Annotated in this window: 12 protein-coding genes; 6 read left to right on the top strand and 6 right to left on the bottom strand. The window is 45.5% G+C overall.

The features are described from left to right. Positions 1 to 333 precede the first annotated feature (333 nt). The 3 genes from Q5691_RS09010 (at position 334) to Q5691_RS09000 (ending at position 4,564) form a co-directional block, all read left to right on the top strand. A complete protein-coding gene (locus Q5691_RS09010) occupies positions 334 to 1,776 on the top strand; it encodes a 1-acyl-sn-glycerol-3-phosphate acyltransferase (protein ID WP_333344545.1) in 1,443 nt (480 codons plus the stop codon). A 156-nt stretch (positions 1,777 to 1,932) separates the two neighbouring features. Further along, positions 1,933 to 2,820: a histidine kinase dimerization/phospho-acceptor domain-containing protein gene (locus Q5691_RS09005; protein ID WP_333211136.1), complete on the top strand. Its 888-nt coding sequence runs from the start codon at positions 1,933 to 1,935 to the stop codon at positions 2,818 to 2,820. A gap of 283 nt (positions 2,821 to 3,103) precedes the next feature. After that, the gene (locus Q5691_RS09000) at positions 3,104 to 4,564 is read left to right on the top strand and encodes an IctB family putative bicarbonate transporter (protein WP_333307773.1); all 1,461 of its coding nucleotides are present in this window, start codon (positions 3,104 to 3,106) and stop codon (positions 4,562 to 4,564) included. A gap of 443 nt (positions 4,565 to 5,007) precedes the next feature. Here the strand turns inward: Q5691_RS09000 and Q5691_RS08995 are convergent, their stop codons facing one another. From Q5691_RS08995 to smpB, 3 genes are all read right to left on the bottom strand, one after another. Further along, positions 5,008 to 5,238 (bottom strand): Osc7112_2153 family protein, encoded by a 231-nt coding sequence (locus tag Q5691_RS08995; protein ID WP_333307771.1) that lies wholly within the window; start codon positions 5,236 to 5,238, stop codon positions 5,008 to 5,010. Continuing rightward, positions 5,235 to 5,951 (bottom strand): tetratricopeptide repeat protein, encoded by a 717-nt coding sequence (locus Q5691_RS08990; RefSeq protein ID WP_333344543.1) that lies wholly within the window; start codon positions 5,949 to 5,951, stop codon positions 5,235 to 5,237. Before Q5691_RS08990 ends, Q5691_RS08995 begins: the two co-directional genes overlap by 4 nt. Before the next feature lie 717 nt (positions 5,952 to 6,668). Further along, positions 6,669 to 7,136 (bottom strand): SsrA-binding protein SmpB, encoded by a 468-nt coding sequence (smpB, locus tag Q5691_RS08985; RefSeq protein WP_006631384.1) that lies wholly within the window; start codon positions 7,134 to 7,136, stop codon positions 6,669 to 6,671. A gap of 127 nt (positions 7,137 to 7,263) precedes the next feature. Here smpB and xrtO point away from each other — a divergent pair, with 127 nt between their 5' ends. Together xrtO and Q5691_RS08975 are read left to right on the top strand one after the other, a co-directional pair. After that, the gene (xrtO, locus tag Q5691_RS08980) at positions 7,264 to 8,850 is read left to right on the top strand and encodes an exosortase O (protein ID WP_333344541.1); all 1,587 of its coding nucleotides are present in this window, start codon (positions 7,264 to 7,266) and stop codon (positions 8,848 to 8,850) included. Then, entirely contained in the window at positions 8,828 to 11,728 is a 2,901-nt protein-coding gene (locus Q5691_RS08975; RefSeq protein ID WP_333344540.1) for a TIGR02921 family PEP-CTERM protein, read from the top strand. The genes xrtO and Q5691_RS08975 overlap by 23 nt, the downstream gene beginning before the upstream one ends. Positions 11,729 to 11,933: 205 nt before the next feature. On the opposite strand, the gene Q5691_RS08970 is transcribed toward Q5691_RS08975, so the two are convergent. Together Q5691_RS08970 and Q5691_RS08965 are read right to left on the bottom strand one after the other, a co-directional pair. Continuing rightward, positions 11,934 to 12,236: a Rieske (2Fe-2S) protein gene (locus tag Q5691_RS08970; RefSeq protein ID WP_333211147.1), complete on the bottom strand. Its 303-nt coding sequence runs from the start codon at positions 12,234 to 12,236 to the stop codon at positions 11,934 to 11,936. 99 nt (positions 12,237 to 12,335) lie between these two features. Further along, positions 12,336 to 12,572: a helix-turn-helix transcriptional regulator gene (locus tag Q5691_RS08965; protein WP_333344537.1), complete on the bottom strand. Its 237-nt coding sequence runs from the start codon at positions 12,570 to 12,572 to the stop codon at positions 12,336 to 12,338. Positions 12,573 to 12,687: 115 nt separating this feature from the next. On the opposite strand from Q5691_RS08965, the gene Q5691_RS08960 reads away from it, so the two are divergent. Then, entirely contained in the window at positions 12,688 to 12,951 is a 264-nt protein-coding gene (locus Q5691_RS08960; protein WP_333211149.1) for a peptide ABC transporter substrate-binding protein, read from the top strand. 192 nt (positions 12,952 to 13,143) lie between these two features. On the opposite strand, the gene Q5691_RS08955 is transcribed toward Q5691_RS08960, so the two are convergent. Further along, positions 13,144 to 13,812 carry an HAS-barrel domain-containing protein gene (locus Q5691_RS08955; protein WP_333173180.1) on the bottom strand — a complete coding sequence of 223 codons (669 nt, stop codon included), beginning with the start codon at positions 13,810 to 13,812 and terminating at the stop codon, positions 13,144 to 13,146. Positions 13,813 to 13,859 lie beyond the last annotated feature (47 nt).

The raw sequence follows: 13,859 nt of genomic DNA, 5'->3' as shown, positions 1-13,859 counted from the left end.
GGGGGGTAAAAAAGATGATGGTTTCATATCTAGTCCTGTAAAATAATCGTAATTCTGGTCAAGGCGAGTTCACCCCCGATCTGTAATATAAGCCAGAAATCCTCTAAACCCGCCCCGACCAAAATATTGGGGTCGATCGACTAGACATGATATTCAATCCAAGACGGGTAATACTTTTGACGTTAAATTGACACCCTTTGCTATCTCCTCTCTTCCTCCGTGTCCTCTGCGTCCTCTGCGGTTAATAAAAAAAACTTCAGCATCATAAAAATTGGAAGTTTTTACCCCAACCTAGTAATCTAAAATCTAAAATCTAAAATTTAAAATAGCAAAATGCCCAATTCAATTAGCCAAGTTCAGCCGCCACTGGAATTCATACCCCCAGCCTACAACCCGCTAGTGATGCAAGGTTGTAAGCAAATATTCCCGTGGTGGCTGCGATTTCGGACGAGTATCAGCCACGTTCAAGCCGAAAACGTCGAAACCCTCGCCGAACTATTCCACCAATTTCAAAATCAGAAAGTTCGCTTCTTGCTAGCCTTCCGCCACCCCAACTCAGACGATCCCTACTGTTTGGGACAACTAATTTGGAAACTCGTTCCCCAAGCAGCGCGCGCCAAAGGTATTCCCCTGCAATTCCCGGTACATTCCCACTTTATCTACGATCGCGGCATTCCCCTGTGGGCCGGTGCGGGAGTCGGCTGGTTGTATTCCCAACTCGGTGGCACTCCGATCGTTCGCGGTAAAATCGATCGCGTCGGATTGCGATCGGCCCGCAATTTATTTGCCAACAGCCAATTCCCGATCGCCGCCGCCCCAGAAGGCGCTACCAACGGTCACAATGAAATAGTTAGCCCCCTCGAACCGGGAATAGCTCAAATGGGCTTCTGGTGCGTTGAAGATTTGCTGAAAGCCGGACGCACTGAAAAAGTTGTAATTGTGCCGATCGGCATTCAATACCGCTATATCAACCCACCTTGGCAACCCCTAGAAAAACTTTTAACTCAATTAGAAATTGATTGCGGACTGCCCGCATTAGATCGCACCGAAATCGAAAATTTAAATACTGCAAATTCCGATCCCGAAAACCACAATCACAAATTCCAATATTTGCGCCTGATTCGACTGGGCAGCCATTTGCTAGCAGTAATGGAAGAATTTTACAGCCGTTTTTATCATAAAACTTTACTGCCTGAAACATCTATTTTGACATCATTATCGCTACCAGAAAAAATGGGAAATGATTCGGGCAATGAAGTAATGATAGCTCGACTGAAAGCTTTGTTAGACGTGGGTTTGCAAGTAGCAGAAGAATATTTTAACTTAAAGCCCAAAGGCAGTTTAATAGATCGCTGCCGCCGTCTGGAACAAGCAGGCTGGGAGTATATTTATCGAGAAGATATCAAAGATATTGCAGCACTTTCTCCCTTAGAAAGAGGATTAGCCGATCGCCTCGCTGAAGAAGCAAGTCTTCGGATGTGGCACATGAGACTTGTAGAAAGTTTCGTGTCCGTCACGGGCAGGTACGTCGAAGAACAACTGACAGCAGAACGTTTGGCAGAAACAACTTTACTGCTGTGGGACGTACTGGCTCGCATCAAAGGGGGAAATCCTTTCGGTCGCCCCAAGTTGGGCAAACAGCAAGTACAAATGACCGTGGGCGAACCCATATCAGTGAGCGATCGTTGGGATCGATATCAAACCAGCCGCAGGTTAGCAGTTGCCGAACTCACTCAAGACTTACAATCAGCTTTAGAAGCAATGATTAAATCTTAATTACTCAGATAAACAAGAGCTTCTAGGGAAGAAGGAATATATATGTTTATTCACTACGTTTTTTTTGGTGAATTATAAACAAATTGTTATAGACTTTTGGAAGAGGTCTAATGAACCGCAAACCCTCGCTCGACAATGAACCAATAAAAATTAGCGATGACTAACAAACCTATCGATTTGTCTACTAACTCAATTAAGGTAAAACTGCTAAATAATTTAGCGCAGGAATTGCTCACACCACTCACTTCTGTCCTCGGCATGGCAAGCGTGTTGAAACAAGAAATTTATGGCCCCTTAACGAGCAAGCAAAAAGAATATATTGACGTAATCCAAGACAGCAGCCGCTCTTTGCGATCGCTAGTTGAAGAAATTTTGGAACTGGCAGAACTAGATGATTCTGCTTTCACCTTGAAGCGAACCGCAGTCGATATAGAAACTTTGTGCCAGCAGGTTGTAACAATCCTGTCCTCGGTGGCAAGTAGACGAGAGCAAGAAATTAATTTGTCGATGGGGCCCGGGTCGCGCATCTGGTTGGTAGATAAAGATAAGGTTCAGCAAATGCTGCACCACTTAATTTTTAGCATTATTCAATCTGCTGGGGCAGGCAGCGTGATTCGAGTCCACGTTTCTCGGAAAGAAGACGGTATCAACATCGGAGTTTGGGTTTTTCATCCTTGGTTAGGGGAAAGTTTGCCCCATGCTAAACTCTACACCGACTACTTGTTGAATGCCGGATCTGGTAGCGGTTCGCCATCGAACTCCGAAACCGACTCCCTCGGACTCGAACCGCAATTCCCGACACAGGGTTCGCAGCGCTTAACGCTGGCGTTTTCTGAGTTGGCGGCTTTGGTGGCACAGAATGCAGAGGATAGCGCACCTGTTTTAGCTGGTTACGGGGCGCGGGAACGCTTGGGGCTGCTGCTTTGCTGCCAATTGGTGGAAATTCAAGGCGGTCAACTCTCGATTCAAGGAACCCCGGAATCTGGATATCGCTACGTGCTCTGGCTGCCCTGCACAAATGCTACAGAATTGTTGGAAGGCTAAAGAAGGAAGAAGAAAGTTCGGCAACGGATTTCTAACGGATGTAACGGATGGAAAGAAGAAGGAAGAAGAAACAAGTCATTTGTTAATTAATACTGAGATGTTGCACCATTCTCAATAAGCCTATTAGGCGCGGGCTCGCGTGCCCCACCCACAAGAAATTTATTCTTTGGGGAGCCGACCAGAAAAGTCTTCAGGAAGAATGGCGCAAGATTGGAGTTACTACCAATTGTCCATGCTTTTAGACTCAATTCCCCATTCCCAATTCCCAATAATCAATCTAAAAATGAATTCAGTTTGGCAACAGTTAACTCTGGCAAATTTGCCACTCTCTCAGTGGCAAAGTAGAAGTTATTTATTCAATTTGGCGATCGGCTCTTTACGCAGTTGGCGGCAGAGTAGCTGGCTGATGCAGTGGGCAGAACCCTTGGGTTTTGTTTTGCTGGCCTTGACTTTCGGTTTGGCGCCGTTTGTAAACAATGCCTTGGTGGGGGTGTTGATGGCGGCTAGCGCTGCATTTTGGGTGCTGCTGACTGTTTCGGACGATCGCCCGATCGCCTTGAGGCCGATTCACTTGCTGGTACTGCTGTACTGGGGCATTGCCACCGTCGCAACCGCCATGTCGCCGGTGAAAGTCGCCGCTGCTACTGGTTGGAGCAAGCTAACGCTGTACTTGCTGTTTTTTGCGCTGATGGCTCGGATATTGCGAGATCCCCGTTGGCGATCGTGGTTAATTGCCGTATTTTTGAACGTCGCTCTAGTTGTCAGTTTCTACGGCGTGCGGCAGTGGATTGATAAAGTGCCGCCACTAGCTACTTGGAACGATCCGACTTCTACTCAAGCCAATGTCACGCGAGTTTACAGCTTTCTGGGAAATCCTAACTTGCTTGGTTCCTATTTACTGCCAGCCATTGCATTGAGCGCCGCCGCACTTTTTGTGTGGAAAGGATGGGGAACAAAAATTTTAGCGCTGACGATGCTGATAGTGAATTGCGCGTGTTTGCGCTACACGGACAGCCGGGGTGCTTGGATTGGTTTTGTGGCTCTACTGGTGGTGTTTTTAGTGCTGCTGTGGTACTGGTACAGCCCTTTGATGCCTCGGTTCTGGCGAACTTGGGCGCTTCCGTTAGGGTTAGGAGGTTTGGCTGGGGCCTTAATTTTGGGAGTGGCTTTAGTTGAGCCTCTGCGCGATCGAGTTTCGAGTATGTTTATCGGTCGAGGTGACAGCAGTAACAATTTTCGGATTAATGTTTGGACGGCGGTGATTGACATGATTCGCGATCGACCCATTCTCGGAATTGGGCCGGGAAACACTGCTTTTAATAAAGTTTATCCGCTTTATATGAGGCCGAAATTCACTGCTTTGAGCGCTTATTCTGTGCTGCTGGAAATTGCGGTGGAAACAGGTTTTATCGGTTTAATGTGTTTCCTGTGGCTGATGACTGTCACCGTCAATCAAGGTTTGTTGCAGATAAAGAATCTGCGGGATGCACAATTTAAACTCTCTAGTTTAGAGGAAGCATCCCAAAATCCCCAATCTAAAATCCAAAATATAAAATCGAATCAGGGGTTTTGGTTGATAGGGGCGATCGCAACTTTAGCCGGCATGATGGCCCACGGTTTTGTCGATACCGTTTGGTACCGACCAGAAGTTAATATGCTGTGGTGGTTGATGGTGGCGATTATTGCTAGTTTTTACAGCAACTCACACCATCAGGAAGATTCAGCTTTGACCGAGGGCGAGTAGATAGAATTGCTGGCGGGGATTTTCTCCCCGCCCGGTGGCAGGGCGGTTTCATTCTCAGGGAAATCATCGTTTTGTAGGGGTAGTGCTACCCCTACTCCCCGTGCCTACCCCCTCCACGGATGATGAAATCGATGTTTCAAATATCGGGCATCTTCACGAGGGTTTGCCCCTAGGTCGAATGAAACAGCCCTGCGCCCGGTGTGGATTCCAGCAATAGCCGATACAGCAATGATTAAGAGTTATACCAGTGCAAAAAAAGAATGCAGCTTTATGCAAGCTGCAAACCATTATCGCCATAAGTTATTTCCAATTCTTCAATTATTAATCTCAAATCTCAAATGCTATAAGGTGCGGACGGGGCACCCTGCATACTACTACATACTACATACCTGTTGCTGTAAAGTGGTGATGGTACACTCTACAAAATTCATTGAAAATAACTCTTATGCTTCGCTATCCGAAGGCATGATGAATCTGGGACACGGATATTTTCCACCATCTCTATCTCTGCACCGCCGCCTCCTCGCTTGATTGGAGTCGAACGGCGTTTCGACTGATTCATTAACTGTAATTTTAAGAGTCGAAGGAGTTGGCAGTGCTGTTGAGGCTTGACTTAGCTTCAGCACCGTTATAATTGCCAGTATGGTTGATGAAAACAAAACTGTGCGTTTCATTTATTTGTTTTTTCCTCGTTTAATCGTTGACGTGCCATCCCTATCCATATATCCTCATCGAATTCTTGAGAATCCGCATACTTTAGACAAATTTTCCACTGCGGTAGCGCTGCCTTAGTATTTTTCATTTTTTCTAGGACTTGCGCTTTTAAGCAGTAAGTTGCTGGTCCTTCACTATCAAGTTTAATCGCTTCATCCAGATGCTGCAATGCCTCTGAATATCGACCCTGTTCCAGGCGAGCCCATCCCAAGTTTTTGAGTAAAGAATATTTTACTTGATCGTCCTCAGCTAATTTCAAACCTTGCCACAGGAAGTGAACGGCAGCCGGATAGTTTTTTTGATCAACTATATATAACCGAGCCAGATTGCTGTAAGCAGCAGGTAGACCGAGTTTTGCAGCTTGCAGATATTTTCCTCGGGCGCATTGTAAATCTTGCACCTCTTCGCAAAGCCATCCTAAATTGTAAAGAGCTGTTCGGCTTTTTGGATCTACCCAGAGCGCTAACTCATATGCTTGTTGAGTATCAGCGAATCGATTAGCTTTGTAGTTTTCAAAAGCCATATTATTAAAAAAAGATGCCAGTTCCGGCAACCCAATTTGCCAGCCGCCAAAGCCTACAGCTAGCATCAGCAAGAAGGCTCCCCACTTGGAGTTCGGATGCTTTTTTCCTGGCTCTTTCATAGCATTGAAAATGTTAGCTAATGGTGTCATTTTTAGCATTTTTTAACTTGAGAGTTGAGCGATATTTTTTTTCCAGATTTAATTGCCACCCTAATGGCATATAAACGAAATGACTCAGGTTTGAGCCCATTTCTTATAAGAGTTTGTCAGTCCACAGCCGAATGCTTGGGTAATGCTCCCACTACCTAGATGTATTCGAGCATAGGTTAATCATTCCTGAGACTCCACAAGCCATCCGGATATTTTCAGGAAAAAGGAAGCGGGAAGCAGGAAGAAGGTGGAAGTGTTCGCCTTGCCTAAGTAATAATACTTAGCTGACGGTCAGTCGATCGACAGTATGCGACAGTATGAGCAGATACAGCGTATTCCAGGTTTATGAAGTGTAGGAACTTACCCTGGGCCATTTCCCTACGGGGATGGAACGAGCTGGGGTGTAGTTCCTCAACTTGGAATCTTCTGTAAGATGGACTGCGGTGAAATAACTCTAATTAAGTTTGTAGTGAGGATAGAAGTCCTCAAAATTCTCAACGTGGTATATCGAACAATTTTATGATGGGTAATTAACCGAACTAGATTTAAAATAATCAATCAATAATCAGCAATCACCAATCATTAATCACTAATGACTGGTGACTAATAAACATCTCCAGAGACTAAATTTCAACCTTCGAGTAGCAAAGGTTTTGGTTTCTTTTTAGGAAAGGTCTAATGACTAATGACTAATGACTAATGACTAATGACTAATGACTAAAATTGCTTCATCGCTCTTTCCATGTCCCGCTTGTCTTCGCGTTTCTTTAAATCTTCGCGCTTGTCGTACAGTTTTTTCCCTTTACCCAAACCGATATCAAGTTTTACCCAGCCTCCTTTCAAATACATTTTTAACGGCACTAAAGTCAAGCCTTTTTCTTCCACTTTGCCGATTAATTTGCGAATTTCCTGCTTGTGCATCAGCAATTTACGGGTGCGGCGGGGTTCGTGATTAAAATAGTTACTAGCACTTCTCCAAGGCGAAATGTGAACGTTAATTAGCCACAGTTCCCCGTTCCGAACTAAACCATATCCGTCCCGCAAATTGGCTTTTCCTTCCCGAATTGATTTGACTTCGGTTCCCTTTAATTCGATTCCCACTTGGTATGTCTCTATAATTTCATAGAGATGGCGCGCTTGTCGGTTATCGCTAACAATTTTGTATCCTGGGCTTTTTTCGCTCATTTTTACCTCCGCTAAAATTAATTATTATAACGCTAGCTTCTCTGTAGAGAAAATCGAAGCTTGACAAAACTTAAATAATCGGTCTGGACATTACCAATTTGGCTGAGCTAAGATGTCACCAACGTGAATGTCAAGCGGTATCATGCAGCGCACCAATATCACTGATTCTGCAATTCCAGATTCTGTTACTCCTCATCCTGCGGTTAATTTGGTTGGGCTGGCTCCTTTTTTGCTGGCGCTTGCTTGGTTTTGGGCCAATATCTCGGCTGTTAAGTGGCTGTTATCCTCGTTTGTTGAGATACCCACACTATATAAAATAGTAATTGGCTTCCTGATTGTAGCATTAGTAGTGCGATCGAGCGGGAACTGCGTTAGCGCAGCCCACGAAGAGGCTCGCCCGCCGGGATTTTCACCCAATTTCGTTTTGAGGCGATATCCGCTGCTGTTGATGTTGGGTGCGGGTATTTGCTCGATCGCCCTTCAGTACATAATTGATATCAAACAAATTACTGTCCTGCTATTTATCCTCGGAACTTACGGGCTGTGCGGCTTATTGGTGGAGCCGAACTTTTGGCGAAAAAACTTGCCAATAGCGGGATTCCTGGCTTGTATTTTACCATTTAATAGTCAGTTGAATAGCGGCTTAGGTTTGCCAGCGCGAGTGCTTACTGCTCAGGTAGTAGAACAGTTGCTCTCTATGCTGCACGTTGCGGCTATTTCTTCTTACGATATTATCGTTTTGGAAAACGGCATCGCTCAGGTTGACGTGCCTTGTAGCGGCATTAAAACCCTCTTAGTGGGAACGCTATTTTTGCTGGCTGCCACCTGGCTGGAAGGGCGTAAATTGAGTTTAAAATGGCTAGCAATCGGCGCTGCTAATCTGTTCATGTTGGTATGTGCTAACGTTGCGCGGGTTGCCGTGTTAGTCCTGGTCTCAGAAGTGTTTAACCAGCCAAAAATAGCAAAAATTATTCACGTTCCTCTGGGAATTGTCGGTTTAGTATGTGCTTCTTTTGTGACCTGGTTAATGCTGCAACGAGTACCGAAATTTCAGCCCAAAAAAAGCAGCGGTATTTCTGCAAAATCAAACTCAGAAATACTACAGAATCACCCTTTAGCCAAACCCGGAATAATTGCCGCAGTCATAGTTTTGGCAGTCATGGCTCAACTGTCTCATGTAGAAACGTCAAAAATGGCGATCGCACCTTTAAGATTGCCTGAATACATTAAATCAGAGTCGATTCCCCTGAATCCTAGCGAACAAAAATTCTTTGGCAACTATCCAGACACGCAAACACAAAAAATCAGATTTATCGCCGGCAACTTGCGCGGTTCCATGCTCACAGTAGCGAGCACATCCTGGCAAACTTATCACGCCCCCGAGTTGTGTTTTGTAGCGAGCGGAATTCCCGTCAATCGCATAGAAAAAAAACAATTAACTCTTTCAGTAACAGCCCGATGGCTGTCTCTCAAAGACAACCAACTATCTGCTGCATACTGGCTGCAATCGACCCAGAAAACTACCGATAACTTCTTGTCGCGCATCGGCAGCGATATTACCCATAAAAATCATACTTGGGTGCTAGTTTCCATTTTATTTGACAGATCCCTACAAGCAGAAAATAATGATGTAAAAGAGTTTGCTGGTAACGTCTACGATACCGTTAAACAAAGCTTACAAGGAGAAATGAATGAAAATCAAACAGGTATTTGATGGAGTTTTTCAAACAATTTTTTGGGTTTGGAATTTGACATTTTTATCGATTGTTTACTTGGGAATTTTGCCTCTTCTAGGAGTGCCCTTAATTCAGGCGACAATCGATGGCACTATCCCGCTAGAGTTTTCTTTGACGATGGCAGCTACGATCGCAGTACCCACTGTATGTACTGTAATAGGAGCTAGGCGTTTTCGCAAGCAACCCCTACAGCTAATGCGTTGGTTTTACGGCGTAGAAGCACCGCTATTTTTGCTTTGTTTGCTGCGCTTGTTCCTGCTACGAGAACTCACCCCAGCTAGTTCTCAAATCATCGCTACTATTGCTTTGTGCATTGCAGCATTTTCAGTGGAAATGCTGTACGGATATCTGGGTCAAAGAGAAAATGTGCAAAATATTTTCGATTCCCCGAATTCCCATAATCAACAGCCTCGTTTTTTCATGTTAATCGGAGAAAAACGAAGTGCGTGGCTGCAACTAGGATGTCACAGTTTAATGGTAGTAGTTGGCATTTGGGCGGCAACATTACTGCTTTATTACGCTCTACCTGTGGCATTGTATACACTTTATGGATTTTTATTTGTCGTCATTCAATTTTTCAAGTTTACATGGGTTTCACCATTTCTGGAGATGTTTAAATACGGGGCGTGGGCCTCGGCTTTAATTTGGATACCGCTATCATTTATATTGTTTGGTTTAACCTGTAGCTTATTCGTTGTCATGCCTTCGCTGTACGGCTTCCTATACATTCATTCCGGACGGAAAATATGGCAGAGTTTTGCTGCACAATACGGGAAAAATAAAGCGCTAATGGGAAGTTTGGGAGTCATAGCAGCTTGGCTGGCTATTTTCTCGGCTTTGCAGCAGCAGCCACAAGTTGCAGTAATGAAAATGCTGGCGACTCCACCCGCAAATGACACGGTTCGCCAAACTTTACTAGCCAAGTCTGATATGATTCGATCGGGCTTAGTTAACGCTTATTTGTCCCCTTACCGCTACCTGAGCACTGTAGGAGAAAACAACCACATTTATGAGATATACAAAAATATTTGGATTTTCCCTGACGAAGCGGCTCAAACTTTGCAGAACAGCTATAATTTTTTAATGTCGCCGTTTTTGTATCAAGGCTCTAGTGCTGATGTGGAAAAAGCCGAAAAACTCTACGGCGAATTCTTCGATACGGAACTGCAAAAAGGCGACACAGAAGCAGTAAAACACGCAGTACAGTCCACATCAAACCGGGAAGAAGCTAAAGCTGGTTTGCTCAATGTCAATCAAGAAAAAGTATGGTTGCAGTCGCAAGAAGTTACAGTCAAAGAAAACGGCGACTGGGCTGACGTTCAACTCTACGAAGTTTACAAAAATCAAACGCCGAACTTGCAAGAAGTATTCTACTACTTTTCGCTGCCGGAAAGCGCCGCAGTTACAGGAGTTTGGCTGGGAGATACTGGGGATTTAAACAAACGTTTTGTATTTACCGTATCGCCTCGCGGTGCAGCCCAACAAGTCTACAATCAACAGGTGAGAGAAAGAGTAGATCCGGCTTTGCTAGAACAAATTGGTCCCAAGCAATACCGCTTGCGGGCTTTTCCAATCCCGGCAAAACGAGAATTTACCCAAACTGACGGGCCAACGGAAATGCACCTGTGGCTTACTTACAAAGTCATGCGCCAGCCGCAGGGTTGGGCGATGCCTGTTTTGGCTGAAAAACGCAACATTTTTTGGAACCAAAATACTCGCCGCACGATCGCCGAAAAAGAGGTAAAATACAGCGGTAAAGAAGCAAGAGAAACTTGGCTGCCACCCTTTTTGCCCGCAGCCGCACAGCAACCGCTAACAGCGCAGCAGGCGATTCTAGCGGGAGGAAATATCATTTCTGCTAAGCCGCTGGCTGATGCAAATTACTCGCTACCGCAAGGCAAAAAATTTGCAGTTATTCTCGATACTTCCCGCAGCATGGCGGCGGAAAGTAAGGAAGTAAAAGAGACTTTTGAATGGTTGAAAGCTAATGCAGCAGGCAAAAATGGTGTTGATTTGTATATCGCCAGCGCTGCGGGAATGCCACCTAAGTTTGTGGAAGATGTACGCAATTTCGATGCGGCAAAAGTGACATTTTACGGTACAATCCAGCTCAAAGATATGCTGCAACAGTTTGCACAGTTGCGGGGCGATAAAAGTTACGATACAGTATTTTTGGTGAGCGATCGCCATAGTTACGAATTATCGGACGATCGCAAACTTAAACTTTCCATCTCTTCACCCCTATGGACAGTGCATTTGGGAGGTTTGCCCCCCGGCTACGACGACGCAACTTTAAAGGTCATTCAAGATAGCGGTGGCGGAGTTTCTACAGATATGAAAGAGGCGATGCAGCGAGTAGCAACCACAGCAGCTTCGGGCGAATCTACAGTTAGCGTTGTTGACGGCTATGCTTGGAGTTATGCCAAAACCCCGCAGTCGAAAAAAACCGCCAAATCGGCGACAGTTGCAGAGCCGAAAAATGCCGGAAATGAAGGCTTTAAACCGATAGCTGCGCGGCAGTTGATAACTGCACTTAGCAAGCAGAAAAGTTCAAATCAATTGACGCAACTGGATGCAATGCACGCGGTAGCTAAAAATTTCAAAGTGGTGACGCCTTATTCTTCGATGATTGTGTTAGTTAATGACGCGCAAAGGGAGCAATTAAAAGCAGCGGAAGCTAAGAGCGATCGATTTGACAGAGAGGTAGAATCCGGTAAGGAGGAGTTGAGTAAGCCGAATAATCCTCTGAATGTTTCGGGGGTTCCTGAACCGGAAGAATGGTTGCTGTTGGCGGTAGGTGCGATCGGGCTTTTGGTCATTTTCTTCCGTCAGCGGCGCGCGAAAATGGTAGGTTGAAAGTAAATCCGGGTTGGCCACTCCCTCGATGGTTCGGCGGTTGGAACGGCTACTAAAAAAACAAAGTCTGCCTCCGCAGACTAAGAGAGTGAGGGGGTATTTAAACCGGACTTGATATCAAATACTAATCTACAGTCGTCTTGAGACGACTTGAGTTATGAGACAGGGGTTTAAACCCCTGTCGGACTTAAGGACTAACGCATAACTAATCTATGTCTACAAAAACGCGATCGCCCTCAATCTTTACCGGATAAGATTCGAGGGAATCGGCGGGTGCATTCAAACATTTACCGCTATCTAATTTGTACTGATACTTATGAAACGGACAGGTAATGATACCGCTGCTTACCTTACCCATGTCGATCGGATATTCTAAATGAGTGCAAGCATTGCGGTAACAAGTGACATTCACCCCTTGACGATTCAAAATCAGCGAAGTCCCCTCAACTTTTACCTTCAACACACCCCATTCGGGAACTTGATGGACCCCTGTTATCTCTACCCACATATAATCTTTCTCGCTTTAAATAAATGATTGCAAACTAATAGGCGATCGCCCTTGAATGCAGCAAGGGCGATGGGTGAGGTCTCATCCACACCTGATAACCTAATCGTTTTCCTCGCCATTTCCCAGGTACAACCTGACGAATTCATTAGCCGCCTTCCGATTGAAGGTCTGCAACGCTTGCTTAATGGCAAATACCGCCTCGGCAGATGGGTCTCGTTCTTCGCTCACCCAACGGCTAACGTTTGAGCGATCGATTTCCATCTTTGCCGCCAATTGATATTGACTGATATCGTATGCCTCTAATATTTTTTTGAGGGCTTTACCTGCTCTTCCCATGCTCCCGATTGTGTCAGAGAGTCACCCTCCTGTAAACGTTGCTGATTGTCATCTAATGCGCTACACTGCAAGCAGTTGACAATTAGCACCTATTAGATCGAGGAGATAGACCGCAATGACTCAAACACAGCTTTTTGTTTCCACAGATATCAACGACATCCCGACATCGCCGACATCGCAGCCAAATCCTGTGCCTGCTGAACCAGACCGGGAACCTGTGCTGATCCTCGTGATTGGCTCGCAGAAGGGAATCGATAAAATTGTTAGCGCACTTTACTTGCGTCGTTTTGCAGCAGTTCAAGAATGGTCGCAGATTTTACCTGCCCCGACTATCGGCAAGCTCATGCGGAGTTTGATTCGCTATGTTTCTTTAGATTAAATTGGGCAAAAATGCTCTTTTACATCAGACGCAGTGTTCTGCAAAACTGAAGGGGGCGATCGCATTTTAAATTAAGTGCGATCGTTTCTTCCTTCTCAATTTAATTGTAAGGCCGATCAAATACCAGAGTCTGGCTGGTGCGATCGCCTCAATATTTGAAGATCGGTTTCAAACATACTATTCAGCTTTTCCCTACGGATGAATCTGACTCAAAATCACCCTCAACCTGTCATAATCATCCTTCAGCAAAACACTCAAACTCCTCCCTGCTTCCACCAACCAAGATCGATCGCGCATCCGCAACTGATAAATCTCCCGAATCGCCGCCGCAGTCAGCGCATCCACCGGCGCATTAGCCACCCCCAGCAGCGTCCTCAAAAAATCCAACTGCACCGTAAAATCAATCACCTCATCGGGTTCGCAGCGATAAACCGCCTGGTGAATTTGCGGCGGGCGCGGCGGCAAATACTGATAAATTTTACCCCTAGATGGGCCGTGGCCGTTCAACCTTTCCGGCGCAGCCTCATACCCCACAATCGCCACTCGAAACTCGGTTTTGAGCATCGCAAAAATCTGCGGTTGTTCTTCCCGCAACTCTTCCAGCGACAAACCCAAAGCGCGAGCTCTGTGCACGGAGTCGATCGGGCTAGTCGTAGCGTAATAAACCACGCCGTAAATTTGATTTTTCGACTCTTCATCCTCGGCCTTCACCCAACTCCCAAAAGGCGGCATCACGGGAAAGCTTAAGTCTTCCGGTTCCAAACATTGAGCCAAAAACTCCGAAGTTGCCGTCTCGATCACCTCAGCAATGCGATCGGGATGGCGCTCTTTTGTAGCAAATTGGGGTAAAGGTAAACGCATATTATATCGATTCCGGTGCAACCGGAATCATTGTTGACTGTTGACTG

This window comes from Microcoleus sp. w1-18aA5, from assembly GCF_036701705.1.
In the GTDB taxonomy this organism is placed as follows: Bacteria; Cyanobacteriota; Cyanobacteriia; order Cyanobacteriales; family Microcoleaceae; genus Microcoleus.
This window is presented reverse-complemented; position numbering and strand designations above follow the sequence as displayed.